This window comes from uncultured Maricaulis sp. (assembly GCF_963975345.1).
Taxonomy (GTDB): domain Bacteria; phylum Pseudomonadota; class Alphaproteobacteria; order Caulobacterales; family Maricaulaceae; genus Maricaulis.
Genome location: NZ_CAXBGE010000001.1, coordinates 136771 through 163369, shown reverse-complemented (window position 1 = coordinate 163369; position 26599 = coordinate 136771). Strand labels below are relative to the sequence as shown.

At 62.6% G+C, this 26599-nt stretch carries 25 protein-coding genes; 5 read left to right on the top strand and 20 right to left on the bottom strand.

The window, feature by feature from the left end; genetic code table 11:
- The first annotated feature begins 180 nt into the window (after positions 1 to 180).
- Positions 181 to 735, top strand: coding sequence for a hypothetical protein (locus AAC029_RS00700; RefSeq protein ID WP_339742791.1), 555 nt, complete (start codon positions 181 to 183; stop codon positions 733 to 735).
- A 27-nt stretch (positions 736 to 762) separates the two neighbouring features.
- Here the strand turns inward: AAC029_RS00700 and AAC029_RS00695 are convergent, their stop codons facing one another.
- Entirely contained in the window at positions 763 to 1284 is a 522-nt protein-coding gene (locus AAC029_RS00695) for a hypothetical protein (RefSeq protein ID WP_339742789.1), read from the bottom strand.
- A 177-nt stretch (positions 1285 to 1461) separates the two neighbouring features.
- Here AAC029_RS00695 and AAC029_RS00690 point away from each other — a divergent pair, with 177 nt between their 5' ends.
- Positions 1462 to 2556: an acyltransferase gene (locus AAC029_RS00690; RefSeq protein ID WP_339742786.1), complete on the top strand. Its 1095-nt coding sequence runs from the start codon at positions 1462 to 1464 to the stop codon at positions 2554 to 2556.
- A 3-nt stretch (positions 2557 to 2559) separates the two neighbouring features.
- Here AAC029_RS00690 and AAC029_RS00685 read toward each other — a convergent pair whose 3' ends face one another.
- The 3 genes from AAC029_RS00685 to AAC029_RS00675 form a co-directional block, all read right to left on the bottom strand.
- Positions 2560 to 4287, bottom strand: coding sequence for a hypothetical protein (locus tag AAC029_RS00685; RefSeq protein WP_339742784.1), 1728 nt, complete (start codon positions 4285 to 4287; stop codon positions 2560 to 2562).
- 105 nt (positions 4288 to 4392) lie between these two features.
- Positions 4393 to 5688 carry a hypothetical protein gene (locus tag AAC029_RS00680; RefSeq protein WP_339742782.1) on the bottom strand — a complete coding sequence of 432 codons (1296 nt, stop codon included), beginning with the start codon at positions 5686 to 5688 and terminating at the stop codon, positions 4393 to 4395.
- On the bottom strand, positions 5613 to 6902 hold the full coding sequence (locus AAC029_RS00675; RefSeq protein ID WP_339742779.1) for an adenylosuccinate synthase: 1290 nt from the start codon (positions 6900 to 6902) through the stop codon (positions 5613 to 5615). The genes AAC029_RS00680 and AAC029_RS00675 overlap by 76 nt, the downstream gene beginning before the upstream one ends.
- Before the next feature lie 131 nt (positions 6903 to 7033).
- Between AAC029_RS00675 and AAC029_RS00670 the strand changes: the two genes are divergently transcribed.
- Entirely contained in the window at positions 7034 to 7597 is a 564-nt protein-coding gene (locus tag AAC029_RS00670) for a hypothetical protein (RefSeq protein ID WP_339742777.1), read from the top strand.
- A gap of 9 nt (positions 7598 to 7606) precedes the next feature.
- On the opposite strand, the gene AAC029_RS00665 is transcribed toward AAC029_RS00670, so the two are convergent.
- The 3 genes from AAC029_RS00665 to AAC029_RS00655 form a co-directional block, all read right to left on the bottom strand.
- Positions 7607 to 8437, bottom strand: a complete 831-nt coding sequence (locus AAC029_RS00665; RefSeq protein WP_339742775.1) for a PIG-L family deacetylase — start codon at positions 8435 to 8437, stop codon at positions 7607 to 7609.
- Positions 8438 to 8440: 3 nt separating this feature from the next.
- Positions 8441 to 9010 carry an acyloxyacyl hydrolase gene (locus AAC029_RS00660; RefSeq protein WP_339742772.1) on the bottom strand — a complete coding sequence of 190 codons (570 nt, stop codon included), beginning with the start codon at positions 9008 to 9010 and terminating at the stop codon, positions 8441 to 8443.
- A 63-nt stretch (positions 9011 to 9073) separates the two neighbouring features.
- On the bottom strand, positions 9074 to 10264 hold the full coding sequence (locus tag AAC029_RS00655) for a phosphoserine transaminase (RefSeq protein WP_339742770.1): 1191 nt from the start codon (positions 10262 to 10264) through the stop codon (positions 9074 to 9076).
- 79 nt (positions 10265 to 10343) lie between these two features.
- Between AAC029_RS00655 and AAC029_RS00650 the strand changes: the two genes are divergently transcribed.
- Together AAC029_RS00650 and AAC029_RS00645 are read left to right on the top strand one after the other, a co-directional pair.
- Entirely contained in the window at positions 10344 to 11477 is a 1134-nt protein-coding gene (locus AAC029_RS00650; RefSeq protein ID WP_339742767.1) for an aminotransferase class V-fold PLP-dependent enzyme, read from the top strand.
- Between the two features lies 1 nt (position 11478).
- Positions 11479 to 12381 (top strand): DMT family transporter, encoded by a 903-nt coding sequence (locus AAC029_RS00645; RefSeq protein WP_339742764.1) that lies wholly within the window; start codon positions 11479 to 11481, stop codon positions 12379 to 12381.
- 9 nt (positions 12382 to 12390) lie between these two features.
- Here AAC029_RS00645 and thiD read toward each other — a convergent pair whose 3' ends face one another.
- The 13 genes from thiD to AAC029_RS00580 all read right to left on the bottom strand — a co-directional run bounded on the left by thiD (position 12391) and on the right by AAC029_RS00580 (position 26510).
- The gene (gene thiD, locus AAC029_RS00640; protein ID WP_339742761.1) at positions 12391 to 13200 is read right to left on the bottom strand and encodes a bifunctional hydroxymethylpyrimidine kinase/phosphomethylpyrimidine kinase; all 810 of its coding nucleotides are present in this window, start codon (positions 13198 to 13200) and stop codon (positions 12391 to 12393) included.
- 28 nt (positions 13201 to 13228) lie between these two features.
- Complete coding sequence (locus AAC029_RS00635) at positions 13229 to 14176, bottom strand: tetratricopeptide repeat protein (RefSeq protein WP_339742758.1); 948 nt, start codon at positions 14174 to 14176, stop codon at positions 13229 to 13231.
- Between the two features lie 43 nt (positions 14177 to 14219).
- Positions 14220 to 15059, bottom strand: coding sequence for a hypothetical protein (locus tag AAC029_RS00630; RefSeq protein ID WP_339742755.1), 840 nt, complete (start codon positions 15057 to 15059; stop codon positions 14220 to 14222).
- Positions 15060 to 15380: 321 nt separating this feature from the next.
- The gene (locus AAC029_RS00625) at positions 15381 to 16271 is read right to left on the bottom strand and encodes a LysR family transcriptional regulator (RefSeq protein ID WP_339742752.1); all 891 of its coding nucleotides are present in this window, start codon (positions 16269 to 16271) and stop codon (positions 15381 to 15383) included.
- Between the two features lie 65 nt (positions 16272 to 16336).
- Complete coding sequence (locus AAC029_RS00620; RefSeq protein WP_339742750.1) at positions 16337 to 17449, bottom strand: glutathione S-transferase N-terminal domain-containing protein; 1113 nt, start codon at positions 17447 to 17449, stop codon at positions 16337 to 16339.
- A gap of 68 nt (positions 17450 to 17517) precedes the next feature.
- The gene (locus AAC029_RS00615) at positions 17518 to 18348 is read right to left on the bottom strand and encodes a class I SAM-dependent methyltransferase (RefSeq protein ID WP_339742748.1); all 831 of its coding nucleotides are present in this window, start codon (positions 18346 to 18348) and stop codon (positions 17518 to 17520) included.
- A 47-nt stretch (positions 18349 to 18395) separates the two neighbouring features.
- Positions 18396 to 18629 carry a hypothetical protein gene (locus AAC029_RS00610; RefSeq protein ID WP_339742745.1) on the bottom strand — a complete coding sequence of 78 codons (234 nt, stop codon included), beginning with the start codon at positions 18627 to 18629 and terminating at the stop codon, positions 18396 to 18398.
- Between the two features lie 182 nt (positions 18630 to 18811).
- On the bottom strand, positions 18812 to 21016 hold the full coding sequence (locus tag AAC029_RS00605; RefSeq protein WP_339742743.1) for a 3-hydroxyacyl-CoA dehydrogenase NAD-binding domain-containing protein: 2205 nt from the start codon (positions 21014 to 21016) through the stop codon (positions 18812 to 18814).
- Between the two features lie 24 nt (positions 21017 to 21040).
- The gene (locus AAC029_RS00600) at positions 21041 to 22246 is read right to left on the bottom strand and encodes an acetyl-CoA C-acetyltransferase (protein WP_339742741.1); all 1206 of its coding nucleotides are present in this window, start codon (positions 22244 to 22246) and stop codon (positions 21041 to 21043) included.
- Positions 22247 to 22343: 97 nt separating this feature from the next.
- Positions 22344 to 22943 carry an FMN-binding negative transcriptional regulator gene (locus AAC029_RS00595; RefSeq protein ID WP_339742740.1) on the bottom strand — a complete coding sequence of 200 codons (600 nt, stop codon included), beginning with the start codon at positions 22941 to 22943 and terminating at the stop codon, positions 22344 to 22346.
- Between the two features lie 19 nt (positions 22944 to 22962).
- The gene (locus AAC029_RS00590; protein WP_339742738.1) at positions 22963 to 24126 is read right to left on the bottom strand and encodes an acyl-CoA dehydrogenase family protein; all 1164 of its coding nucleotides are present in this window, start codon (positions 24124 to 24126) and stop codon (positions 22963 to 22965) included.
- Between the two features lie 57 nt (positions 24127 to 24183).
- Positions 24184 to 25974, bottom strand: coding sequence for an acyl-CoA dehydrogenase C-terminal domain-containing protein (locus AAC029_RS00585; RefSeq protein ID WP_339742735.1), 1791 nt, complete (start codon positions 25972 to 25974; stop codon positions 24184 to 24186).
- Positions 25975 to 26027: 53 nt separating this feature from the next.
- A complete protein-coding gene (locus tag AAC029_RS00580; protein WP_339742733.1) occupies positions 26028 to 26510 on the bottom strand; it encodes a MerR family DNA-binding transcriptional regulator in 483 nt (160 codons plus the stop codon).
- Positions 26511 to 26599 lie beyond the last annotated feature (89 nt).

Here is a 26599-nt window from a genome sequence, read left to right as displayed (position 1 = left end):
GGACCAAGCCGTGCCGGCGAAGGTCTGTTGAAGTGCCAGGTTCGAGCGTGCAACCGTGCCGCGATTCTGGCAAGCGCGCCTTGGCCCAGACAAGGCTAAAGACACGCGACCTCCCCCGTTTTGGGGATTGCTGCGACAGCCCTCACCGCTAAAGTAAGACCGACAATTCAGGGGATTACCATGCTGATCACAACCGGACTGCTCGCCGCCATTCTGCTCCAGGGTGCCAGCACGCCCGTGGAGGCTCAGGGCCTGCCCGCTTTGCCCAATGGCCATTATGTCGAGCGCTTGGCCGATGGCAGCTCCGCCTGCGGCGATGCCGAGGCGCCCTGGTTCGACCTCGATGTTCGCGCCACACCCGACAACCCATCGGGCATTGATGGCGATGCCGGCGAACTCGTGCTCGGAGGGTATGGCGAGGTGGAGCGCGTCCAGCTCAGCTATGCGCTCTCCCTGACCGCGCCCGGGCCCGACCCCGAATTCGACTACGGCATGCGCATCATCAATATGATCGATGGCTGGCACACCCCGGCGGATGGTTCGCCCCCCTACCTGGAGCGATCCATTGTCCTCACCAACCCCAATGGCGATGCCGAGATTGTCGGCTCCGTCCTCACCTATAATGGTGAGCCGATCATCACGACCCGCTCGGCGCGCGCGCCGGGCGTCCATGGCGCCGCGATGAATGGCGATTTGCTCCAGCCCTACGAGCGCTGCGAGGCCGAGGCGGACTAACGGCTGCTTCAGCCCGCCCCGCCGGCCTCAGTTCAGCGCCACGCTCTGCCCGAAACAGGCATCATGCATCGCAAGGAAGGCAGCCGCATCGCGATTGCCGCCTTGCGCGGCTTCGGCGAGATAGGCGCGGGCGCGGTAGGGGTCACGGGTGCCGCGATTGTCGGAGAACATCAGGCCGGCATACAGGGCTGCGACGCGACTGCCATGCTCGTCGGCGATGCGGGTCATGGTGTGTTCGGCCCGCTCCCAATTGCCCTGCCATTGATATGTGGCGAGCGTGAGCTGGGCCAAGCTGGCGAGGCTGGCGCGGTCATCGGCTTGCAATAGCGTGCCACCCCAATAAAAGGCCGCGACATCGACCGGGATCTGGCGCTGGCGCGCCATCTGATCAAGCGCGACTGTCATGCCATCGCTGGTCGCCCCGAGATAATGATCACGCGCGTCGGCGAAGCGCGAACAATCATCGGCAAAAGCCGATGCGCCAAACCCGGCGTGAAGACCGAGGCTCACTGCCAAGGCCAGTGAATAACGCAACCTAAAACGGGACATTGGCCCCTCCTTTTCCCAATACGGGAGAAAGTTTGGGCGTCGGGGCTTAAGCCCGTTCCAAGTTGGGCGCCGGTTTTTTCAACAAATTCAATTCAATAACGAAAGGTTCACGGCCTGCGCAACGCGGCCCGGATCTTGCTCCTTCCTTAAGTCAGACCGGCAGATGAGGACGAAACCATGCGAGCGATATTCCATTCCGGCCATGGCCGGCTCGAAGACAAGTCGAACACTTTCACCGCAATGCGGATCGGTTTTGCGATTGTCGTCGTCTATGCGCACGCGGTGCTGATCCCGATGGGTCTGCCTTATCAGGGTGTCTGGCCGCAATTCGTCGATGCGACGGTGCAGCTGGCGCTCGACGGCTTCTTTATCCTGTCCGGCTATATGATCACCGCCAGCCTGCTCAATCGCCCCGACATGCTGTCCTTTTCCCTGTCGCGCGTACTGCGGATCTTCCCCGGCCTGATCGCCGCCGTCATGTTGATGTGGCTCGTCGTTGGCCCACTCTTCACCGAGCTGCCGCTTGGTCAATACTGGAGCCATGCACAGACGCTGCAATTTCCGCTGGTGATGCTCTCTCAAGCCGACCCGATGGCCGGCCTGCCGGGCGTGTTCAATGCCTCTCCGATTGGCGAGACGATGAATGGCGCGCTGTGGACGATCCGCTATGAATTGCTAGCCTATCTCGGTGTCGGCCTGCTCGCCGCCGTCGGTCTTTACCGCCATCGCAGCCTGATCCTGGTCTGGGCCGGTCTGGCCGCCGTGTTTGGCGTCCTCTACCAGATCTTCGGCTATAGCGGTCCCGGCGATGATACGATCGGCACCATGGCCCGCTTTGGTCCTGCCTTCATGATCGGCGCCGGCTTCTATGCCGCTCGCGACAAGCTTCCGCTCTCAGCCGGCTATGTCGCGCTGGCCCTGCTGGCGGCCTTCGCCAGCCAAGGCACGGCGATGGGTCCGGTGATGCTGCAGATCGCGCTAGCCTGGCTTTATCTCTGGGTCGGCTTTCTGGATGTGCCCGGCCGCGTCGGCAAGGCCTTGCGCGAAGTCGAGGATGTCTCCTACGGCGTCTATATCCTGCATTGGCCGCTGGGCATGATGGCCTTCGCCCTGATCCCCGGCATCGGTGCCAACGCCCTGTTCGCGATCATGCTGACCAGCGCGATTGCGGCTGGCTGGGTGATGCGCGTGACGGTCGAAAAGCCAGCGCTTGCGATGAAACCTCGCCTGCTGAACTGGATGCGCCAGCCACGCATGGTCGCCGCTGAATAGGGGTCAGCGCACCGCTTGGTTCGCCGGCGGCCGGCATCGTGCGGGGGGCGCGATGTCGGCCCAAAGCCGGGTGACCTCAACGTCTTCCACATATTGCAAATAGACTTGTGGGCCCATCTCTCCCCGAGGGAGAAATGATGCGGACCGGCGCTCATCACCTGAAATGAATTCGGCCGTCACTGGCCGATGGATATTGCCGAACCCGCCCGATTTCAGCCTCAGTATCCGGTCACTTGCCTGCAGCCCGGCGCGCGCAGCCGGCCCGTCCTCGACGATTCTTGCAATCATACCCGGCTGCTCATCCGAGAGCTCCCAGCCCAGCGCATAGCGGGGCCAGCGACCTTCAACGAGATTGTAATCTTCTCCGCCCGTCCTCAGCTGGCAGGGCATGGTCTGCTCCAGCTGGGCCTTGTCTGTCTCACCCCGCCAGAGGCCCAGCCGCATCGCCGTCGACCAGAAGCGCTCGGCGGTGATCGGCGCGTCATGGCCATCGATGAGTGCGCGCACGAACGCATCAAGGCCCGGTGATAACAACGCCCCATCCGCGCCGGTATCCAGCCGCAACCAGGCGAGAAATCCGTAATCATAATCGGCGAGCTCGGGTGTATGCGCGATCTGGCGATTCTGTAGCGCGACATTGGCCCGATCCAGTAGCGCGGACGGCTCAAGCGCACCGAGTTCGATCAGGACACGATAGGAGGCAAAGTCGGCGAGGCCCTCGCCAATCCAGTGCGATGTGGCGTCAGGGTTGGGCGAGCCCAAGCGTCCGGGTGCCCAGATATGCGCAATCTCGTGCGCGACGCCGATCCTCAAAGCCGCCGGGGCCACGCCTGGCCCGTAAAACATCGCTTGCGCGTTGCCCTGCGCCGTCGCAGTAAAGGCCGCGAATTCGCCGTGCCGGCCGCCGGTCTGAAGCAGGAGCGCGGAATAGCCGCCGATCCCTTCACCTCCCCAGGCGGTTTCGAGATAGTCCAGAACGCGTCCAGCCATGTCCGAGACGTCACCCAGAGCCGCGGCTGCTGCCGCATGATCGCCATCCAGCGGCCAACCATACACGGCGACGCTATTGCCACGGGACCGGTGCGGGCTTGCGGTCCACCGCCCGGCCGCGAGATAGGAGAAGCGCAAATCGTCCAGGTGGTCGAGATGCCAGATGCTGGGCGCGACCTGCTCGGCGGAGGGAAAGACAACCGGGCCGGTGCCAGCCCAACCGATCAGCCGCACCTCGGCTTCGCCGAAGCGAAACGGCTCGCCAGTCTCGTCCACCGGACGCAGGGCAGGAAACATCGCCCGCCGGTCGATGAAGATATTGTCCGCACCCACGATCACGACACTGCAGGCAAGGACATTATTGATCGAGACATCATCCGCACGCAGCACAGCCGAGACCCGATAGGTGATTTCGACAGGACCGGGCCCGCGCGGCACGAGATCGACCCGCCCGTCACGGCGAAGGTCATGCGCGGTGATATCAGCATTCACGACGCTCAGAACGTCATAATCTACGCCCGGGCAGTCCGGCGTGCGGCGGCTCATATCGCGCAGTTCGAGCGCGGCGAGGCGATCGCCCGGCACGGTTATCCGCACCTGAAATTCAGCGGGCGCGCCACCCGCCAACGTATCGGGAAACCTCAACTCGATCCGGACGAGATCATCGGCACGTGCCGTGTCGAATCCGCCCAAGCCGAGCATCACGACGATCATCAGAAAGATTGAAACCGACCGCTTCATCGCAAATCCGGGCTCGAACGAGTTGACGTGCCGCGCAACCAGGACAGCTTCTCCGGCCCACAAACAACCATAAAACCGCCAGCATTGCACGCCGCAGAATAGAGACTAGCCCTCAACCGGCGTCCCGAACACGGTCATTGCCAAACCCAACAGGCCCAGGCTGGCAAAACCGGCGGCCTTGATGGGCTGGGCGCCAGTGCGCCAGGCGGCCAGCGCTGCGAGTGCGGCCTGCAGGGCGTAATACAGCGCAAAGGCGCGCGAGGCGTAGGCGATGATCTCGAAAATATTGGACGTCCAGGTCAGCACGAAGCCGGCGCCGACCAGGATCGCATAGGCCAGCCGCAGGGGGATGCGTCCGCCGCTGAGTTCGACCATCAACCCGCCCGAGCCACCCGTATCGGCGACGGCGGCGCTGAACTGGGCACTCAGGGCGGCACCAACCAGCAGAATCGGTAAAATCGGCGCCACGATCCGCATCATATCGACGACCGCCGTCTCGCTGAATGGCAACTCGCTCGGCGTGAAAACATAAGCAATCAGCGCGATATAGACGACATAGATCGCCGTTGAGATGATCTGTGCCAGTCGCATCGAGCGGATGCGAGTCGCGGCATCGTATTCGGCGCGCAAATAGCGCGAGGTCTCGAAACCCTGGATCGTGACGATCAGGCCAAATGCCAGGGTGATGGCGGGCCAGCCCGTTATTTGCGGCGCCACGACGTGCATTTCACCCGAGCCGATATGACGGGCATTGAACACCGCCAGCCCGACCAGCAATCCGGCAATGATCGCCAGCTTGATCCCGACCGAAACCTGTTCAAGCCGTTCCAGCGCCTTGAAGCCCTTGGTCCACCCGACCGCGAGGATGATCAGCATCACCGCACTGGCGACGAGACGGGCGTGCAGCTGGTCGTCGAACGGCGTCAGGCTGACGCTGAAGGCACCGAGCAGGTTGAGATAATAGGCGACCGAGATGACATAAGCGAAAGCAAGCACCCAGGATGAGGCGGTCTCAATTTGGCCTGCCAGGACGCCGCGGTCATGACCTTCAGTATTGATATCGCGGATATTGGCGCGGATCGCTGACCCGAACAGCCACGCCCCCAGACACAGCGCCGCCATCATCACCGGAGCGAGATAGCCGTAGGAAGTTTCCAGGATGGGTCCGAGCACGAGAAAGCCGCTGCCGATGATCGAGGCCAGCGGCGTAATCGTGGCGCGCCAAAGCGGTTTGTTCGCCAGGCGTGGCCAAAGCAAGAGCCCGCCAATGGCGAGCGCGACGACGACAATCAGGAGATTGAGGATCAAAACCGCTCCAACCGGCGTCAGGCCCGGAACGGGTCCTGCATCAGGATCACGTCTTCGCGTTCCGGACTGGTCGAGACCAGGGCGATCGGGCATTCGATCAGCTCTTCGACGCGGCGGACATATTTGACCGCTTCAGCCGGGAGATCGGCCCAGGAGCGCGCGCCGGCGGTCGAACCCTGCCAACCTTCAAGCTCTTCATAGACCGGGGTGACCCGGGCCTGGGCTTCCTTGCCAGCGGGCAGATAATCGAGGCGCTGGCCGTCGAGCTCGTAGGCGACGCAGACTTTCAGCGTCTTGAAACCGTCGAGCACGTCGAGCTTGGTCAGGGCGACACCGGTGACGCCGCCGACCTGCAGGGTCTGGCGCGTGATGACAGCGTCGAACCAGCCACAGCGGCGCTTGCGGCCTGTGACGGTGCCGAATTCATGGCCGCGCTCGCCGAGCTGCTGGCCGTCATCATCATGCAATTCGGTCGGGAAGGGCCCAGCGCCAACGCGCGTCATATAGGCTTTGGCGATGCCGAGCACATAGCCGACATCCTTCGGTCCGACGCCGGTGCCCGCCGCAGCTTGGCCGCAGACGGTGTTGGACGAGGTGACGAAGGGATAGGTGCCGTGATCGACATCGAGCAGAGCGCCCTGCGCGCCTTCGAACAGAATTTTCTTGTCGGCCCGGATCGCATCGGCCAGCACACGCCAGACTGGCGCGGCATAGGGGATGATTTGCGGTGCGATTTCCAGGATCTCGGCGAGCAATTGTTCGGCCGGGTATTCGGGATGGCCGAGGCCACGGCGCAGAGCGTTGTGGTGATGCAGGATATCGGCGACGCGCGCTTTCAGAGCCGTCTCGTCCATCAGATCGATGACGCGGATGGCGCGGCGGCCAACCTTGTCTTCATAGGCCGGACCGATGCCGCGGCGGGTCGTGCCGATGGCTTCGCCGTCATCGCGGTTTTCACGCAGCGCATCGAGTTCGCGGTGGATCGGCAGGATCAGGGCGGCGGTTTCGGAAATCTTGACGACGTCGGGATTGATATCGACGCCCTGGGCGCGGATCCGCTCGGCTTCAGCGATAAAGGCCCAGGGATCAACGACGACCCCATTGCCGATCACTGACAGCTTGCCGCGCACGACACCGGAGGGGAGCAGGGAAAGCTTGTAGACTTTCTCGCCGACGACCAGCGTGTGGCCGGCATTATGCCCGCCCTGGAAGCGCGCCACGACATCGGCGCGGTGGCTGAGCCAGTCGACCAGCTTGCCCTTGCCTTCATCGCCCCACTGGGCACCCACTACGGTCACGTTCGCCATGTCTGACTCCTGCTCTGTCGCGGGTTCTTGTCACGAAGCCGTGACCCGGACCAGATCAATTTGCATTTATCCGGCGGGCCCGACAACATCAGCCTCAGGATTTCCTCCCTTGTGGTCAGGTGGAGAATGAGATGGTTTCGACAAAGGCAGTCCTCGCCTCAACCTTGGTGGCCCTCGCCATGCCGTCTATCGCCAGTGCGCAACAAGCCCCGCCGCCCGGCTGCGTCGAAGCGGTGCAAGGCGATTTCGATTTCTGGGTCGGGGAGTGGAATGTCTACGCACCCGATGACGGCCCCTATCAAGGTCAGAACTCGATCACCAAAACCCAGGGCGGCTGCCTGATCACCGAACGCTGGACCGGTGCCGGTGGCAGCACCGGCGAGAGCATGAATTTTTACGACCCGCTACTGGGCGCCTGGCGCCAGGTCTGGGTCAGCGCAGGTGCGTTTATCGATTATAACGGCGGGCTCAATGATGACGGTGCGATGGTGCTGACCGGCGAGATTGCCTATCCCGGCAATGGTGTTCGCGCGCCTTTCCGTGGCACTTGGACACTGCAGGCGGATGGCTCGGTTCGGCAACACTTCCAGCAGGCCGATGCCGAGGGCAATTGGTCGAACTGGTTTGTCGGCATCTATGTGCGTCAGAACGATGATCCACGCGCCGAAGAGGCGGCAGCCGCGCGCGGTGAATAGCCCCCCGCCTCAGAACTCGACGACGTAGTAATGTTCCTTGTCGTACAGGCTGTAGATGACCCGCGTCGGGAAACCATAGGCGTGCTGCAGGTAATCGCGCTGTGAGGCGTGGATTTGCCAGCCGCGCACCTTGGCCCAAGCCTCGCCCGGCATTTGCATGTTCGGGGCGGGCTGGTTGTCGACGATCAACTGACCGGTCTCGCCGCCAAACTGGCGCATCATGCGGCTCGGCGCGAGGATGTAGGCGATGGCGCGCGGCGCGTGCTCCGGATCCAGTTCGCGCAGGCGCCGGACGGCCTCGGTCGCGGCGCGGCCCGCAGTGCGATGATCGGGATGCCAGGACAGACCGCTTTCCGGCCAGAAGGTGACGACCAGATCGGGCTGCCAAGCCTGCATCCGCTCCATCAGGCGCCCGACATAGGTTTCGAAATCCGCATCCGACAGACCGCCATCGGGATAGTCCCAGACTTCCTGCTCCTCGAGCCCGAGGGCCCAACCATTCTTGAGCACTTCGGCGTGCCGGATAATGCCGAGTTCTTCCGGGCGGCTGACTTGCGGCAAGGGCGTTCCCGCCTCGCCGCGCGTCGCGGTGATCATCCGCGTCACGGCACCATCGCGCTCATGGGCACGGATCAGCAGGCCGGCGACGGATTGTTCGTCATCGGGATGCGCGAAAATGGCCAGCACGGAGTGAGCCCCTAGCGCACCGGCAACCGAGGGCACGCTCGGCGTGCCCGGCTCTTCGAACAGCGAGTCGAGCCAGAGCCAGGCGCCCGCCAGCGAAATCACCAGCACGCCGGCAACGGCGATCAGTACGCGCATCACCGGCGAAGCAGGCACGCCCTAGTGCCCGAAGCGATAGCTCAGACGAACACCGGCATTGTCGAGCGCCTGATTGCGGCCCTTGGCCAGGATCTGGCCGTGCGAGACGTGCTCGTAATAAGCCCCGATCGCCCAGCGATCATTGATGTCGTAATCGACACCGAAGGTCGTGTGGAACAGATAATGGCTGCCCATCAGTGAGCGCGTTGTTGCGAGGCGGATCCGTTCGGGATCGCTCGGGAGCGAGTTCTCGTCGATATCGACGACGCCGTCATTATAGGACAGACCTTCCTTGATCTCGAAGTGCCAGCGCTCGCCCACCGGAATATTCCAAGCGAGGCCAGCAGCACCGAAATTCGTCAGGCCATTGGTGTTGAACGAGCCATAAACATAAGGCCGCGGCGACCAGATACCGGACAGGAAATCCGGTGAAGCGAACAGGATTTCCGCCGTCACATTCGGACCGTCTTCGATATGGTCGGCCAGATCATGAGCCGTCACGCCCAAGCGGAATTCCATCCCGCGATCTTCTGCCTGGGCCGTTCCGGCCAGCAGTGCGACGGTTGCCGCCGCCATCATCAAACGTGTCATGATCACCCCTTTGAACTGTGGCCTGATGCCAAATCCCTGATTGCGCAACGGATAGCGCGACCGTTACGCCGCGTCCAGCGCCTCGCGCCAGGCCCAGTCGAGCCAGGGCCCGAGTGCGGCCAAATCATCACGCTCGATTGTCGGCCCGCACCAGATGCGAATACCGGGTACGGACTGGCGATGCATCGAGACATCAAGCGCCGCATTTTCGCGCTCAAGCAGCGAGCAAATGCGCTTGGTGAGCGCCCATTGCGATTCGGAATCCATCGCCGCGACACGTGGATCTGTGAATTTCAGCGTCACTGAGACTGGCGAACGCACGGCCGCATCTTCGCACAGATAGCCAAGCCAGTCGGATTGTTGCACCCAGGCATCGAGCGCCGCGAAATTGGCTTCGCGCCGCCGCACCAGCTCCGGCAAACCGCCAATGCGCGCGGCCCATTTCAGCGACGAGACATAATCCTCGACGCACATCAGCGAGGGCGTGTTCAGCGTCGAGCCGTCATAGACGGCCATATTCGCCTTGCCGCCGGCATGCAGCTGCAACAGGCCGGGGATCGGCCAAGACGGGTGGTAGCTGTTGAGTCGTTCGATGGCGCGCGGGCTCATCACCAGCATTCCGTGCTGGGCTTCGCCGCCGAGGCATTTCTGCCAGGAAAAGCTGAGAACATCGATTTTGGACCAGTCGATATCGACCGCGAAGGCCGCCGAGGTAGCATCGCACAGGGTCAGGCCCTCACGGTCCGCATCGATCCAGTCGAGATCGGGCACCCAGACACCGGCCGCAGTACCGTTGAGCGTGAACACCGTATCGCGCTTGCCATCATGTTGGGCCAGATCGGGCAATTGCCCGGCCGGGGTTTCGAAAATCCGCAGATCGTCCAGTGGCAGCTCGTCGCGGGCGTCAAGGATCCAGCGCTTGCCGAACACGTCCCAGCCAAACACATCGACGCCGCGTTGACCGAGCAAGGACCACATCGCCGCTTCCATCGCGCCGGTATCGGAGCCGGGCAGGATGCCGACTTTATAACCCTCGGGCAGTTCGAGCAGGGCATGGGTGCGGTCGATCGATTCCCTGATCCGCGCCACCGCCTGACCGGTGCGATGGGAGCGCGACAAGGGCGCTGCGGCGAGCCCCTCCCAGGTCCAGCCCGGATGTTTTTTTACCGGTCCACAGGAAAAACGCGGATCGGCAGGCCGGATCATTGGCTTGGGATTCTGGGTATCGGCGGCGGCAGTCATGGAATCGGCCACATGTATCTCCGGATCAGGGGGCGGCGGGGGAGTCGCGGACACGTTGACGCCCCGCGCGCAGCGGGGCAAGAGGCTTTGCATGATCCCGTCACAGCGCGCCCTGTTCGACCTGCCGCGCGAGGTCGCCTATTTCAACGCCGCCTATATGGGCCCGATGCCGCTTGCGGCCTCCGGTGCCGGGGCGATCAGCTATGCGCGCAAAGCACAGCCCTGGACCCTCGACATCCAGGCCGATTTTTTCGCCGCGCCGGAAGCTTTCCGCACCAAGGCCGCGAGTCTGTTCGCCGCCAGCCGCAATGACATCGCCATCGTGCCGGCAGCGTCGTACGGGCTGGCGACGGCGGCGCGAAATCTGGCGCCGGATTCGCGCTCGGAAATCCTTGTCCTCGACGCGCAGTTTCCGTCTAACGTTTATGTGTGGCGCGGCTTGGCTGAACAGTATGGCGCCCGCATCCGCACCGTCACACGCAACGAAAATGAGAGCTGGACCGAGGCAGTGCTCGCCGCGATTGGTACCGCGACGTCAATCGTCGCCTGCCCGCACGTGCATTGGGCCGATGGCGGTCTGCTTGATCTCGCGGCAATCAGCGATGCGGCGCGGCGCCAGGGCGCGGCACTGGTGCTCGACCTGACCCAGTCGCTCGGCGTGCTGCCATTCGACATGGCGGCGATCCAGCCCGATTTTGCCGTCGCGGCCTGCTATAAATGGATGCTCGGCCCCTATTCAATTGGCGCGCTCTATGTCGCGCCGCAACACCAGCAGGGCGAGCCGCTGGAAGAGAACTGGATCGTGCGCGACCGGGCCGAGGACTTCGCCCGCCTGGTCGATTATGCCGATGAATACGCGCCCGGTGCGCGCCGCTTCGACATGGGTGAGCGCTCGGCCTTCCAGCTGGTGCCGGCGGCGAATGTCTGTTTGCAGCATCTGCTCGATTGGGATCCGGTAGCGATATCGCAAACCCTGGGCGCCCGCACAGCCGAGATCGCCGAAGCCGTGGCACCGCTGGGGCTGCGCGATGCAACGCCGCAGCGTGCGCCGCATTATCTGTGTTTGTCCCTGCCCGACGGCGCGCCGGCCGATCTGGTCAAGCGTCTGGCCGCGCGTCAGGTTTACGTCTCGCAACGCGGCGACCGCCTGCGCGTGACGCCGCATCTCTATAATGACCAGATCGACCTGGCCCGGCTTGTCGCGGCGCTGAAGGCCGAGCTCTGATTTGAACCGGCCCCTGCACCATCCGACCCTGCGCGATTGGGCCATGTTGCTCGTGCTGACGCTGCTCTGGGGCTCGGCCTACGCTTTCATCAAACATGCGGTGATCAGTTTCTCACCTGCAGCCCTGATCTTCGTGCGCATCGGCGTCGCCGCCATTTTATTGACCGGCTGGACCTATGCGCGCGGTCACCGTCTGCCACCGCTCAATGACAAGCGCTGGCTGTGGTTTGGCGCGCTCGGCCTGTTCGGCAATGCCCTGCCCTTCTTTCTGATCAGCTGGGGCCAGCAGACGATTGATAGCGCGCTGACCGGCATTTTGATCGCCACCATGCCGCTGACCACAATCGCGCTGGCGCATATCTTCGTGCCGGGTGAGCAGATGAATGCGCGGCGGCTGGCTGGCTTTCTGTTGGGCTTTGCCGGTGTAGTGGTTTTACTGGGGCCGGTCGCCCTGCGCGGCCTGGGCGGGACCGGACTGTTTGCGCAGCTCGGCGTGCTCGGCGCGGCGGTCTGCTATGGCATCAATGCAGTGCTGGCCCGCCTTCTGCCCGACACGCCGCCCTCACTGTCTGGCGCTGGCATGCTGATCATGGCCGCTTTGCTGGCCCTGCCCTTCGGCGTCTGGGATATGGCGCAGATGGAGCCCGCACCGGCCTCGGCCTGGATGAGCGTATTGTGGCTGGCAATCGGTCCGACCGCCTTCGCGACCGTGCTGTTGATGCAGATCGCGCGCACTGCCGGGCCGAGTTTTCTGGCAACGGTGAATTATCTGACCCCAATCGCCGCCGTTGTGACCGGGCTGCTGATCGGTGAAACCATTGGCTGGAACGCGCTGCTGGCCCTGACGATTATCCTCGGTGGTGTCTGGCTGGCGCGCAAGAAACCCGCCCCGCCGCCGGTTTGACGCCGCAGCCTATTCCCGGATCATCCACATATGATCGACCGGCCCATGACCTGCCCCGAAGCCGGGTGCACGGGAGATGGCTTCATAGAGATAATCGCCGGCATGTTTGACGGAATCCGACAGGGAATAGCCGCGCGCCAACAGCGCCGCGATGGCTGAGGCCAGGGTGCAACCGGTTCCGTGCGTGTGGCGGGTGTCGAGGCGTGGACGTTCGATAATCTCCATCCCGCGCGAGGACACCAGCACATCGCGCGCAATATTGCCCGGCAAGTGCCCGCCTTTGACCAGTGCGGCGCGGGCCCCCATTTCGATCAGCGCTTCGGCAGCTCCGATTTGCGCGTCAATATCATCAATCTTGCCGCCGGCCAGCCGTTCGGCTTCCGGGATATTCGGGGTGACGAGCGTGGCGAGTGGCAATAACCGGTCGCGGATCGCCGCTTCGGCGCCGGCATCGAGCAGGGTATCGCCGGACGTTGCGACCATCACCGGATCGAGCACAAAAGGCCGGCCGGGCGCACGGCGTTCGATCAGATCGGCAACGGCGAGCACGATGGCCTCATCAACCAGCATACCGGTCTTGATCGCGTCGGTGCCGATATCGTCGAGCACGGCCTCGATCTGGGCGATCACGATCTCGACGGGAACGGGATGCACCGCGTTGACGCCGAGCGTATTCTGCGCGGTGATCGCGGTGATGGCGGTTGTCGCATAACCGCCCATCGCGGCGATGGCCTTGATGTCCGCCTGAATGCCGGCCCCGCCACCACTATCGGATCCGGCGATCACCAGAACGCGTCCGGCGTGTTCGATCTCGGTCATATTTACAGGCCCTTTGGCATTTGACGCATCATTGCGGCCGTAGCGCCTCGGCCTGGCTGCGCGCACGCAAGGCTGCGGAGTCGCTGGTCGCGTGTTCGGCGGCGCGCAGATAGAGCGTCCGCGCTGCAGCGCGATCACCCTGTTGCAGGCGCAGATCGGCCAATGCCATCAGGGCAGTGACATCATTGGGCTCGAAGGCCAGCATCTGTTCGTAAATCCGGCTTGCCTGACCTGCATCGCCCGCCCGCGCGAGACAGCCGGCATGGCGCATCAGCCCGGCATCGTCCCAGGGATTGGCCTGAACGGCCGCCGCAGCGGTGGCACAGGCGGAGACATCAACCGGCAGCGAAGCGGCGGCCATGGTCGCGGCCCGGGCCGACACATTGCTCGCGCGCGCCGGGCTGTCGGGAGACGATGCCGCTGGGGCATGGGTTTCTGGCTCGGCGGCGGCGTGGACAGCTGGCGCCGGCATTGGCGTTGCGGCCGCCTGTTGAACGGGTGCGCTCGCGGGTGCCGCACTGGCGGCGGATGCCGGAACAGGCGCCGGAGTGGGGGTCGGTGTCCAGGCCGGATCTGGCGCGGGATAGTTCGAAGCGGTCCGCGTTGCCGAGGATGCGCTGCCGTCCAGATGCACCCGGACCAAGACGCCGCCCTGTCGCAGCTCGGCCTCGGTCGCAGCCCACGATCCATGGCCTTGCAGCCGGATGCGGGCGCCGGTGGGCGTCGGCTCGACTTGCAGCGCGGTCACAAGCTCGCGGTCGCGCGGCGTGATCGTGTGGGAAGCGACGCTGACGCCGTCGATCACCAGATCGAGCCCCTCATCGGTGGCCTCGTGCCTCAGCATGGTCGGCTGGCCGTCAAAGGCGAGCCAGATCAACCCTTCCTGTCCGGACAGGCGGGCGCGCACATCGCGCAGCTCGGCGTGGGCGGGGGAGGCCGCCATCAGGATGAAGCATAAAAGGGTCAGGGCGCGCATGGTTCATGCCCTCGGCCGCGTCGCGTTAAGGCCGGGTTAAATCTCAGCCAATATCGGAATCGCGACCTGCATCACAAACATCATAGCCCAGAGCGCCGATCAGATCCCCATTCCCCTCGCGCACGGATTCGAAGACATAGCAGCTGTCGGACGCATCAGGCATGAAGGCGCGCACGAAAATCGGATCGCCCTCGCCCAAGATGGCGTCGGCGGCATTGATCGCCCGCAGCGAATTGACGTGGCTGCCGTCATCACGCGTCGCGCATTCCCAGCTGCTGCCGTCATGGTCGACCAAGCGGATCGCGGTGGCACCGCCGGTCAGGGTATAGGCGAGGGAGACATGATCGGCCTCGCCGGCCATTTCGGCCAAGCAGACGTCAATCGCCGGCAGATAGTCGGCGAGATAATTGGCCCAGCGATCAATCGGCGCGGTTTCCATCGCGCAGCCGTTCATCTGTGCATCGCCGACTCGCACCGTCACGAAATAGGGATCGATGTCGCCATCGGAATTGTGACATGGCCCGGCCTGCAGCTGCACAAACACCGCCCGGCCATGATCGGTGACGCCGTCATAGCGCCGCACGCCGCCATCGAGATAAGGCATGGAAATCAGCAATTCGGCCCGGTCCGTCTCGCTCTCTGCCGCATCGAGGGTGAAATCAACCCGCGCTTCGCCGCTAACCGATTCAAACACCATCCGGCCCTGCCACTCATCGCCGGCGAGCCGGTAGCCGAAGCGTGTGTCAGCCGCCCGGCTGGCCCGCGCCGGCGCATAATCGAACGCGCTGCTCGCCACACCGCCGCCAATACCGGCCCCCGTGCCCGTTGTCGCGCAAGCCGTCAGACCCGCGCAAACCAGCGCGATTACGATCACATGTTTCATCGGTTTCCCCCGGGATGCGCGGCTGCTTTGAAGGCAGTTATATCACGAAGCAGCGCGGGGCCGAATGCCGAATGCCGGGGGTGGTATTTGGCGCGACGCGCGCCCCGTCCGCCTCCTTCTCCAAGAGAGAAGGCGCCCAAAGGGCGGATGAGGGGGAAACGCCGCCGGCGAGCGATTGAAGAGAGAGCCGCGTCAGCCCTGAGTCGTAGCGCTGGCCGCCTCACCCGCCCCTGCGGGACACCCTCGCCTCGCGGAGAGGAAAAGCGTTGCCCCAAAGCTCAGAGAGTTTTCCGCAGAATTGCCCACTGCTTATCCACAGCCCTAAACACTGTCAGTGAAATGCTCGGCGAGGTGATCCACAAACAGGCGCACCCGATGGGTGAGATAGCGGCTGGACGGGAAGACGGCCCAGAGATTGCGGTGGTCGGGTTGCCAGTCCGGCATCAGCGGCACAACGCGCCCAGCGGCCAGCGCGGCTTCGGCGGCATAGCGCGGCGAGCAGGCGATGCCGACGCCGGCGGCAGCGGCTTCGATGGCGGCACTGGCACCGTTCAGGGTTAGCCGACCGGTGACACGAACGTCGAATATCTCGTCGCCACGCGTGAATTTGAGTTGCTGCGGCGCCGGCTTGTTACGATCGATGATGACATCATGGGCCGCGAGCTCGGACGGGTGAAGCGGCGCACCCCTGGCGGCGAGATAGGCCGGTGACGCGACCAGGGCCATGCAGGCCGGGGCGAGGCGCCGCGCAATCAGAGCGCTGTCATCGAGATTGCCAATCCGCACGCCAACATCAAAACCGTCCTCGACCAGATCGACCATGCGATCCGCCAGCGAAAGCCGCACCTCAACGCCGGGCCAAAGCGTCATGAAAGCGGCAATCGGGCGCATTAATTGCCGCGCCCCGAAATCGACCGACGCCGTCACGCGCAACAGGCCGGCCGGAGCGGAACGGGCATCGGCGACGCCTTCTTCCAGCGCATCATATTCGGACAGCCAGGGCCGCACCCGGTCGAGCAGGGCAGCGCCTGCCTCAGTCAGCCGGACCGAGCGCGTCGTGCGCTCAAACAGGCGCGCCTGCAGCCGTGTCTCCAACGCCGTGATCTGCTTCGAGGCGGCGCCAGGCGTGATCCCCTCGCGCTCGGAGGCTTGGGTGAAGCTGCCCAGCTCGGCAACAGAGGAGAAAAGCCGCAAGGCGTCGATCCGGTCCATTTATTCCTCAAACGATAAAGCGAGGCCAATTCATGCCGCATTGCCCCAAATCGATCAAGAGAGGATCAGCCGCGAACCAGTTTGAAATTCTTCCGCGCCAGTCGTATCGGCAGGGTGAAATCAATCAATTTTGCTGCACCAATGCTGCGCAGCATTTTGTCGGCCCGCGCGCGCGCATCACCCTCCAGAGAGGCGAGATGATCGGTGACGCGTTGCAGCATCCAGAGCGGATAGGGGAAGATGGCGCGGTCAGTTTCAACGACATTGTCACCATGCCCGATCATCGCTTTATTGAAGCCCAACATGCGTGGCAATTCAGTGACTTCCGGGTTGGCGTCGGACCAGTCCGCGAGCGCCTTTGCGGTGTCGAGCAGAACTGGCAATTGCTGCGCCGCGAACATTTCCAATATCGGAAGCAATGTTGGCGAGAGTTCATCGTTTGCGACGAATTCGCCAGTCAATGCGTGCTGCGGTGCGTGGGTGCGCCGGGCCCAATCGGCGACGCGCGGCGCCAGTCTTTCCATGATCGCGCCGGAGGCCGGGTCGCGCAGCAAATGCGCATAGAGCGGGCCGAGAAAACCGTAATCGCCAATCGACGGCCGTGTTCCCAGCAGGAAGTCCTGCGTCCCAAGATGCGCCTCAAACGCGGCAAGGAAAGCCTCAAAGGCGGCCTCGACCGCGGCAACGCTATCCGGATTGATGCCCAACACCGGCAGGGCACCGGAAAAGAAGTCGACCGATTTCTGTACGGCTGCGCGTTGTTCGGCCGGCGGCAAATCGGGATAGGAGGTGGCGCCGAATTCGGCTTGAGCGAAGTCGCGATTATAGGCCCAGCGATAATGCATAGCCGGGATCACCAGCCATTCATCGCCAAACAATTCCAAGATCAAAGCTGCCAGCTTCTGTACCGGCCCGGCGGGATAAACCGAGGGGCCCGGCTCGCGGGCTTCGACATAATCGATGATCTCGGTCGTGTCCTGAACGGCGACGCCATGCTCGCTACCGTCTTCATGCAACAGCACCGGCACGACCGGCCAGCCGATGCGTGGCAGGATGATCGACTTGTAGATATCGACCGTCGAGAGCTGCTCGCGGAAGGGCACATTCTTCCAGCGCAGATAGCCGCGCGCCTTGCCTGTATAGAGCGAGACGGCGGTGCCGATCAGCGTATAGGTCATGATGAGACTCCCAAGCAGTTTCAGGAATTTGAACGCTTGCAACGGCCGGCGCAAGCGCTGGCCTGCCGTCAATCCGCCTTGCGCGCGATTGTTTCCAGCACCATCGGAGTGATCATCAGGCTGGCCGGGTCGGCTTGGCGTTCGGCGACGAAGGCGGCGAAACTGACGGCGTCTTCCGCGCCGAGAAAGCCCAGATCAACCAGACGCGCCGGCGCCTGTTCCAGCCAGGTCAGTGGCCATTGCCAGATCCAGTCGCCAGGGTTGCCGGCATGGACAATCGGCTTCAGGCTCAGCGTCTGCCAGCCCAGCGCCGCGAAGGCTTTGGGGAAGCGCTGCGCGACATTCGGGTCGCCGCCAAAATGGCGCCAACTCGCCTCGACTGCTGCGAGAAAGCGGTCAAACACCGGCGCGCGTGGCTCGAGCCGGAAGCTGCGATAATCGCCGTATTCCTGGGTGATGTAGCGTCCACCCGGTTTGAGGGCGCGATCAATCCCGGCCAGCACCGCATCCGGGTCGGGCACGAAGCAGAGGCACCAGCGTGACCAGATCGCGTCACAGCTCGCCTGCGGCCAATCATAATCGGCCAGATCGCATTCAACCGTTTCGATATTGCCCAGTCGGCGCGCCGCAGCCCCTTCGCGCAGGGCGTCAAGAAAAAGGGCCGACTGATCGACGGCAATCACGCGACCGCTCGGGCCAACCATGCGCGCCAGATCGAAACTGGCATAGCCGGGCCCGGCACCAACATCCATCACCGTCATGCCGGGGCGGATGCCGCCGCTCTGCCAAGCCTGCAGCGCCGCCTCGCGCCAGATCGCATGCTGCAAGCCGAGACGCTCGATCTCGGCCTGGTTGGCACCGATTATATAATCATCATCGTTGAGTGTGGCGGCTGACATCAAATTTCCTCCAAGGAGTGGAGGGAAAGCCTTAGGCCATCATGCGGCTAGCGCGCCACCCGATTCTTGGTCGCAATGATCTCGGCAGCGCTGGGCGCAGGCTGTAGGATCAACGCCGTATCAACTTGGGTCGAGCCATAGCCCGACAGGCCCGCCGATTGCTGGATCGCCGTCCACGCCTGCCAGCCCATCCCGCCGGTCAAGGCCAATGCCAAGGCCCACGAGGCCAAAGCAATTAGCCGTGCCGAAGACTGCCAGGAGATTTGACCGAAGCGGATCATGGGTATTCCCAGTCGACGACTCGCTTGTGCGAGACGGCTCATAGTCGCCGGATCGCCCGGGCGCGCATGTCATATTTGATGAATGAAAGGTTTACGGGCCGGTTGGAGAAACCAGGCAGTGCGCACAAAAAGGCCGGCCCGGATAACCGGACCGGCCTTTTCATTCAATGCATCATCGCCAATCAGGCGGCGACGGCGTCCTTGCCGAAGCGGCCGTAGAAAGTTTCGCCTTTCTTGGCCATTTCACGCAGCAGCGCCGGCACAGCGAATTGCTCGCCATAGGCCTTTGCCAGCTCATCGGCACGCTTCACGAAGACCTTCGCCCCAACCGTGTCGATGAAGCTCAGAGCGCCACCGGTATAGGGTGCGAAACCCCAGCCGAGGATGGAGCCGACATCGGCTTCGCGTGGATCTTGGACAATGCCCTCTTCCATGCAGCGCGCGGCTTCGAGCGCCTGGGTGTAGAGGATGCGATCCTTGATCTCGGCCGGTGTTGGCTGGACTTCGGCGTATTTGCCGTTCGGAGCAAATTGCTCCAGCTCGGGCCAAAGGCGCTTGGGCTGGCCTTTCTCGGCAGGGTAATCATAGAAGCCCTTGGAATTCTTGCGGCCCATACGATCATACTCTTCGACCATCTTGAACAGGATCGGCTCGGTCGGAGATGGTTTGTAGGCGTCGCCGAGGTCGAGCTTGGTCTGTTTGATCAGCTTCACGCCAAGATCGAGGGCGACCTCATCCTGCAGCGAGAGCGGACCAACCGGCATGCCGGCCATTTTGGTCGCATTCTCGATCAGGGCCGGCTTGATGCCTTCGGCGAGCATATTCATGCCCTCGCCGATGAAGCGCATCACGCAGCGATTGGCGTAGAAGCCACGCGTGTCGGCGACCACGATCGGGGTTTTGCGGATCTTGGTGACGAAATCGATCGCACGCGACAGGGCATAATCGCCCGTCTTGTCGCCCATGATGATCTCAACCAGATTCATCTTCTCGACCGGCGAGAAGAAATGGATGCCGATATACTGGTCCGGACGGGACGAGGCTTTGGCCAGCGAGGAGATCGGAATCGAGGAGGTGTTGGAGCCGAACACGGCGCCTTCCGGGATCACGGCTTCGGCCATTTTGGTGATCTTGTGCTTGAGTTCGGAGTTTTCGAACACGGCCTCAACGACCAAATCGACATCCTTCATCAGGGCGTAATCAGTGGTCGGCGTGATCATCGCGGCCAGCTTGTCGGCCTTGTCCTGGGTGATCTTGCCGCGCTTCACGCCGCCGGCAAAATGATCCATCGCATGCTGCTTGCCCTTTTCGGCGCCCTCTTGCGTGGCGTCGATCAGGACAATTTCGATCCCTGCCTGAACCGAAACCGTGGCAATGCCGGCGCCCATGAAGCCGGCACCGATGACGCCGACCTTCTTGATCTCGCCCTTTTTCTGGCTGGCCGGACGGCGGCCACCCTTGTCGAGCGCCTGCTTCGACAGGAAGATCGAGCGGATCATGTTGCGGCTTTCAGGCCGCAGCATCAGCTTGGTGAAATAGCGGCTCTCAATCTTGATCGCCTCATCCATCGAAACCTGCGCGCCTTCATAGACGCAGGACAGGATGTAGCGCTGAGCCGGGTAATTGCCGTAGGTGGTTTTGCGCAGCATCGGGCTGGCAGCGCCGAACATTTGCGCACCGGCTGGATGATAGGGGCCGCCACCGGGGAAGCGGAATTTGTCGGCGTCCCAGGGCTGTTTGGAATCGAGCTTGTTTTCCTTGACCAATTCCTTGGCCTTGGCGACCAGTTCGGCCATCGGCACGACGGCGTGGATGACGCCTTGTGCGAGCGCCGTATTGGCATCCATCTGCTTGCCTTGCAGCAAGATCGGCGCAGCATTCATCAGACCAACCAGGCGCGGCAGGCGCTGGGTGCCGCCACCGCCGGGCAGAACGCCGATCATGGCTTCGGGCAGGCCGAGCTGGGCTTTGGGATTGTCCGATGGCATGACGCGGTAATGACAGGCGAGCGCGATCTCGAAACCACCGCCAAGGGCGAGGCCATTGATCGCGGCCGCCACCGGCTTGCCGCAGGTTTCCAACGCCCGGAAAGTCTTGTTGAGACGGAAGCATTGCTCGAACAGCTTGGCCTTCATCTCGTCTTCGGGAAGCTTGGCATATTCGGCGGCAGAGCCACCCAATTCGGCCAGATCGGCACCGGCGCAGAACGCATCCTTGCCGGAGGTGATGACCGCACCTTTGACGCTGTCGTCAGAGGCAATCTTGGCTGTCAACGTGTCAAAATCCGTCATGACGTCGGCGGAAATGACATTCATCGACTTGCCGGGGCTGTCGAAAGTTATGAGGGCGATGCCGTCGCTATCGATCTCGAATGTGAAGTTTTTCATGGTGTTATCTCCTGATCGATCCGATTAGACGCGTTCAATAATGGTCGCGGTGCCCATGCCGCCGCCGACGCAGAGCGTGGCGAGGCCGGTTTCCTTGTCGGTGCGCTCGAGCTCGTCGAGCAGCGTGCCGAGGATCATCGCGCCGGTGGCACCGAGCGGGTGACCCATGGCGATGGCGCCGCCATTGACGTTCATGATGTCGTGCGGGATTTCATAAGCCTGCATCAGGCGCAGCACGACGGCGGCAAATGCCTCGTTGAGCTCCCACAGATCGATATCCTTGGACGACATGCCGGCTTTCTTCAAAGCCTTGGCCGTAACGGTGACCGGGCCGGTCAGCATGATGGTTGGCTCGGAGCCAATCGAGGCCATTGAGCGGATACGGGCGCGGGGCTTCAGGCCAGCCTTGATGCCAGCTTCCTTGGAACCGATCAGCACAGCCGAAGAGCCATCGACGATACCGGAGGAGTTGCCGCCGGTATGGACCCAGTTGAGATATTCGATCTCGGGATAGCGCTGCAGTGCGACGGCTTCAAAACCGACGAAATCCGACATGTCCTTGAAGGCCGATTTCAGGCTGCCGAGCGCCTGCATATCAGTGCCCGGACGCATGTGCTCATCCTTGTCGAGAATGGTCAGACCGAGTTGGTCCTTGACCGGCACGATGGACTTCTTGAACCGGCCTTCAGCCCAGGCCTGGGCCGAGCGGCGCTGGCTTTCCATCGCATAGGCATCGACATCATCACGGCTGAAACCGTGCTTGGTGGCGATCAGGTCGGCGGAAATGCCTTGCGGCACGATATAATGGTCGAAGCTCATCTCCGGATCGACGCCCATGGCGCCACCATCGGAACCCATCGGCACACGGCTCATCGATTCAACGCCGGAGCCAATCGCGAAATCGGCCTCGCCGCACATCACCTTGGCGGCGGCGACATTCACCGCTTCCAGACCCGAGGCACAGAAACGGTTGATCTGGTAGCCGGCGGTCGTCTCGGCATAGCCGGCATTGATCACGGCAGAGCGCGCGATGTCGGCGCCCTGCTCGCCGACCGGCGAGACGCAGCCCATGATGACATCATCAACGAGGGATGTGTCGAGCCCGTTGCGGTCGCGGATCGCGGCCAGCTGCTGGGTCGCCAGCTGCAGAGCGGTGACGGCATTGAGCGCCCCGTTCTTCTTCTTGCCGCGCGGCGTGCGAACGGCGTCATAGATGTAAGCCTCGGTCATGTTACGTCCTTTCCCGTTTTCGGGTTGAATGCTTTATCGACTTGGTTGTTTGGGCCCGACGAAGTCCGGGCCGATGGGGTAAATCTCTTCGGGGCGATCATTCCTCCGCCCCCACTTCGGTCATATGGTGAGCGACGGCGTTTTCGCCGCGTGCTTCGAGCGCCTTGGCGATCCGGAGGCGTTCGTCGGCTGGCTTGTTCTGCGACAGCTTGGCCTTGCCGACCAGGCGGACAATCTTGAATTCGAACGCCTGGATCGCGCTCTCGAGCCGAACGCGCTTGCCAAGCTCGATATTGGTAATGCGCCAATCGGATTCGAAATCGGCGATCTGCGAGGAAAGCGAACGTTCCGCCGCCTCGCCCTCAAGCGGAATGAAATGCCCGAACGCATGCACCGCCATGTAATTCCAGGTCGGGACATTCTTGTCCGGCTCGGAATACCAGGTCGGCGAGACATAGGCGTGCGGGCCAGAGAAGATCGCCACCGCTTCCTTGCCATCGCGGATCGCTTGGGAAATCGGATTGGCCTGGGCGACATGGCCGATCAGCATCTGGCGGCCATCATCGAGCTTGAGCGGGATATGCGTCGCCGCCAGGTCAGGCTCACCGGGCACCAGCACGATGGCGAAATCATAGGCGCGCATCAACGCGGAAAGCGAGGCCTGGTCTTCAATGCGGAAGTGTTTTGGCGTGTACATGGTTCGCGTCCAATAAGCCCTAAAGTGACCTGGCGATCAGCAGTTTCATGATCTCATTCGTGCCGCCATAAATACGCTGAACGCGGCTGTCGCGCCACATTTTGGCGATGGGATATTCATTCATGTAGCCATAGCCGCCATGCAGCTGCACGCATTCATCGACGACTTCGTTCTGGACATCGGAAACCCAGTATTTCGCCATCGAGGCGGTCGAGACATCGAGCGTGCCGGCCAGAAGGCGTTCGGAACAATGGTGGACGAAGACCTCGGCCAGGGTCGCCTTGGTCTTACACTCGGCGAGCTTGAACTGGGTGTTCTGGAATTTGATGATCGGCCGGCCAAAGGCCTCGCGCTCTTTCACATAGGCAATCGTCTCGATCAGGGCGCGCTTCATCACGCCGACACCCTGGACGGCGATTTGCAGGCGTTCCTGCGGCAATTGCTGCATCAGCTGGATAAAGCCCTGGCCCTCTTCCGGACCGAGCAGCGCACTGGCGGGAACCCAGACATTGTCGAAGAAAAGCTCGGCGGTGTCCTGGGCCTTGAGACCAACCTTGTCGAGCAGCTTGCCGCGGCGAAAACCTTCCAGCCCGTCGGTCTCGACGAGGAAAAGCGAGGTGCCGTCATAGCCCTTCGACGCATCGGTCTTGGCGACGACGATGATCAGATTGGCGGTGCCGCCATTGGTGATGAAAGTCTTGGCGCCATTGATGCGATAGCCATTGCCGTCCTTGACGGCGGTGGTCTTGATCGCCTGCAGGTCGGAACCGGCATGCGGCTCGGTCATCGCAATCGCGCCGACCAATTCACCCGACACCATTTGCGGCAGGAGGGCGTGTTTTTGCTCTTCCGAACCGTAATTCCAGATATAGGGCCCGATGATGGAGTTGTGCAGCGAGGCACCCCAGCCGCCGACGCCGCGCATCGAGGCCTGCATGTGGAACACATAATCATGGCGCCAATCACCACCGGCGCCGCCATATTCTTCCGGGCATGACGGCACCAGCAGGCCCGCCTCGCCGCCCTTGAACCAAAGTTCGCGATCGACAATGCCGGCCGCTTCCCAGCGTTCGGCATTGGGTGTGCATTCCTTCTCGATGAAGCCGGCGATGGCGTCAGAGAAAATATTGACGTCTTCGCGATCAAGCCAGGCCGGCTTGGGTACATTCAACGGATCCTGCATCTCACCCACTCTCCAGTTTCAGTCTTGTTGTGTCTGCGTCAGTCGGGCGGTGCGGCCTCAGAACTCCTCGGCCGTCAGCGCCATCATCGCATCGGCACCGGTCTTGACCTTGGCGAGATGCATCGCACCTTCAGGCACCCAGCGTTCGATGAAATAGGCACCGGTCTTGAGCTTGTTGGGATAGATCGGATCGCTGTCACCGGCGGCGATCTTGGCGGCCGAAACCTTGGCCATCCGCGCCCACATATAGGTCAGGCAAGTCAGACCGAAGAGCTGCAGATAATCATGTGAGGCGGCACCGGCATGGTCGAAATTCTTCAACCCGTTCTCGACCAGCCAATTAGTGGCTTCCTCAAGCTGGGCCTTGCAGCCGGCGACGGCGTCGAGATAGGGCTGCATCGTTTTGTCGCCACCTTCGGCGACAAAGGCGTCGAGCTCGGCAAAGAAGCTCATGATCGGACGCATACCGTTCATCGCCAGCTTGCGGCCGACCAGGTCGAGCGCCTGGATACCATTGGTGCCTTCATAGATCAGGGTGATGCGGGCATCGCGCAGCAATTGCGACGCGCCCCATTCCTCGGTGAAGCCAGATCCGCCGTGGACCTGCAGCCCGTTGGAGACCATGTCGAAGCCCTTGCCGGTCAGATAGCCCTTCACCACGGGAGTGAGCAGCGCCATGTAATCGCCGGCCTTCTCGCTGACGGCCGGATCGGTCGCCCGCTTCTCAAGATCGCCCTGCAGCGCCGTCCACAAACCGAAGCAACGCGCGCCTTCAACAAAGCTTTTCTGGTCCATCAACATGCGACGGACATCGGGATGCACGATGATCGGGTCGGCCGGGCCATCGGGATTTTTCGGTCCGGTCAGGGAGCGACCCTGGAGCCGATCCTTGGCGAAGCCGAGGGATTGTTGATAGGCGGCTTCAGCAACGGCATAGCCCTGCAGGCCAACGCCGAGACGGGCTTCATTCATCATGACGAACATGATCCGAAGGCCCTTATTCTCCTCGCCGACGAGCCAGCCCGTGGCGTCGTCATAATCCATCACGCAGGTGGCATTGCCGTGAATGCCCATTTTTTCTTCCAGCCCACCGCATTTCAGTGTGTTGCGGGTGCCCGGATTGCCGTCACTATCGGGAATGAATTTCGGGACCACGAAGAGGGAAATCCCCTTCATGCCTTCCGGCGCGCCTTCGATGCGGGCCAACACGAGGTGGATGATATTCTCAGCCAAGTCGTGCTCGCCGGAGGAAATCCAGATCTTCTGGCCGGTGATTTTGTAAGAGCCGTCAGCTTGGGGCACGGCCTTGGTGCGCAACATGCCCAGATCCGTGCCGCATTGTGGCTCGGTGAGATTCATCGTGCCGCCCCACTGGCAGGCAATCATCTTGGGCAGGTAAAGACGTTTCTGCTCGTCTGACCCGCCGGTATGCAAGGCGGCGGCGGCGCCGAGCGTCAGGCCGGGATACATGCCAAACGCCATATTGGCGGCCGAAACCATTTCATTGACTGCCAGATTGAGCACTTGCGGCAGGCCTTGGCCGCCATATTCCGGATCGGCGGACAGCGCTGTCCAGCCGCCGTCGGCCATCTGCTTGAAGGCATCCTTGAACCCGGTTGGGGTTTTGACATTGCCGTCCATATCGCGAACGCAGCCCTCGACATCACCGATATGCGAGAGCGGTGCGAGCACGCCCTCACAGAATTTCGCACCCTCTTCGAGGATGGCATCGATCGTGTCGGCATCGGCGTCGGCAAAGCCTGGCAGATCGCCATACTGGGCGATATTGAGCACATCATGGAGAACAAAACGTTGGTCACGAACCGGTGCGCGATAAGGGGTTGTCATGTTGGGATCTCCGAATGGCGTGAATGGGGTCAAAATGGCTTGGACTGGTCAGGCTATTCCGCGTTCAGGCTCGACCAAGGGTCGAGACGCGCCGAAGCCAGCGCTTCAAAGGCACGCGCGCGGCGGCGCACTTCGTCAGAGGGTTCACGATCCGCGAGGCGGTCGCGCATCCAGTCGAGTCCGGCCTGAAGCTCGGCGATGGCGTGGTCGACATCCTCGCGCTGTTGCAGGAGCACCCGGATGCGCGCCTCAAAGCGCTCAATCGCCGGCTCGATCCGCTCGCGGCCACCGCGATAGATCGGCTCAAGATCAAGGATTTCCTTGATCTCGTCGAGGGCGAAGCCAACGCGCTTGCCGCGCAGGATCAGCTCGATCCGGGCATGGTCAATCGCGGAATAGATTCGGCTGGCACCGCGACGCACCGGATGGATCATGCCCTTCTGCTCGTAAAAGCGCAGCGTGCGGGGCGTGACGTCGAACTCCTGGGCGAGTTCGCGGATGGTGAATTCGGAATCGGGGGCGACGGAATTAATCATGTCCCATTATAGCCACACGTTGACGCGAACGTCAACGTCATTTTTATCTTTCAGCGCCATAAGCAGGTGAATTTGGCTTCCCCCCTTCC

Coding starts and splice junctions, on each gene's coding strand:
- AAC029_RS00700 (WP_339742791.1), top strand. CDS start 181: ATGCTGATCACAACCGGACTGCTCGCCGCCATTCTGCTCCAGGGTGCC.
- AAC029_RS00695 (WP_339742789.1), bottom strand. CDS start 1,284: ATGTCCCGTTTTAGGTTGCGTTATTCACTGGCCTTGGCAGTGAGCCTC.
- AAC029_RS00690 (WP_339742786.1), top strand. CDS start 1,462: ATGCGAGCGATATTCCATTCCGGCCATGGCCGGCTCGAAGACAAGTCG.
- AAC029_RS00685 (WP_339742784.1), bottom strand. CDS start 4,287: ATGAAGCGGTCGGTTTCAATCTTTCTGATGATCGTCGTGATGCTCGGC.
- AAC029_RS00680 (WP_339742782.1), bottom strand. CDS start 5,688: ATGCCCGATCGCCCTGGTCTCGACCAGTCCGGAACGCGAAGACGTGAT.
- AAC029_RS00675 (WP_339742779.1), bottom strand. CDS start 6,902: ATGGCGAACGTGACCGTAGTGGGTGCCCAGTGGGGCGATGAAGGCAAG.
- AAC029_RS00670 (WP_339742777.1), top strand. CDS start 7,034: ATGGTTTCGACAAAGGCAGTCCTCGCCTCAACCTTGGTGGCCCTCGCC.
- AAC029_RS00660 (WP_339742772.1), bottom strand. CDS start 9,010: ATGACACGTTTGATGATGGCGGCGGCAACCGTCGCACTGCTGGCCGGA.
- AAC029_RS00650 (WP_339742767.1), top strand. CDS start 10,344: ATGATCCCGTCACAGCGCGCCCTGTTCGACCTGCCGCGCGAGGTCGCC.
- thiD (WP_339742761.1), bottom strand. CDS start 13,200: ATGACCGAGATCGAACACGCCGGACGCGTTCTGGTGATCGCCGGATCC.
- AAC029_RS00635 (WP_339742758.1), bottom strand. CDS start 14,176: ATGCGCGCCCTGACCCTTTTATGCTTCATCCTGATGGCGGCCTCCCCC.
- AAC029_RS00630 (WP_339742755.1), bottom strand. CDS start 15,059: ATGAAACATGTGATCGTAATCGCGCTGGTTTGCGCGGGTCTGACGGCT.
- AAC029_RS00625 (WP_339742752.1), bottom strand. CDS start 16,271: ATGGACCGGATCGACGCCTTGCGGCTTTTCTCCTCTGTTGCCGAGCTG.
- AAC029_RS00620 (WP_339742750.1), bottom strand. CDS start 17,449: ATGACCTATACGCTGATCGGCACCGCCGTCTCGCTCTATACAGGCAAG.
- AAC029_RS00615 (WP_339742748.1), bottom strand. CDS start 18,348: ATGTCAGCCGCCACACTCAACGATGATGATTATATAATCGGTGCCAAC.
- AAC029_RS00610 (WP_339742745.1), bottom strand. CDS start 18,629: ATGATCCGCTTCGGTCAAATCTCCTGGCAGTCTTCGGCACGGCTAATT.
- AAC029_RS00605 (WP_339742743.1), bottom strand. CDS start 21,016: ATGAAAAACTTCACATTCGAGATCGATAGCGACGGCATCGCCCTCATA.
- AAC029_RS00600 (WP_339742741.1), bottom strand. CDS start 22,246: ATGACCGAGGCTTACATCTATGACGCCGTTCGCACGCCGCGCGGCAAG.
- AAC029_RS00595 (WP_339742740.1), bottom strand. CDS start 22,943: ATGTACACGCCAAAACACTTCCGCATTGAAGACCAGGCCTCGCTTTCC.
- AAC029_RS00590 (WP_339742738.1), bottom strand. CDS start 24,126: ATGCAGGATCCGTTGAATGTACCCAAGCCGGCCTGGCTTGATCGCGAA.
- AAC029_RS00585 (WP_339742735.1), bottom strand. CDS start 25,974: ATGACAACCCCTTATCGCGCACCGGTTCGTGACCAACGTTTTGTTCTC.
- AAC029_RS00580 (WP_339742733.1), bottom strand. CDS start 26,510: ATGATTAATTCCGTCGCCCCCGATTCCGAATTCACCATCCGCGAACTC.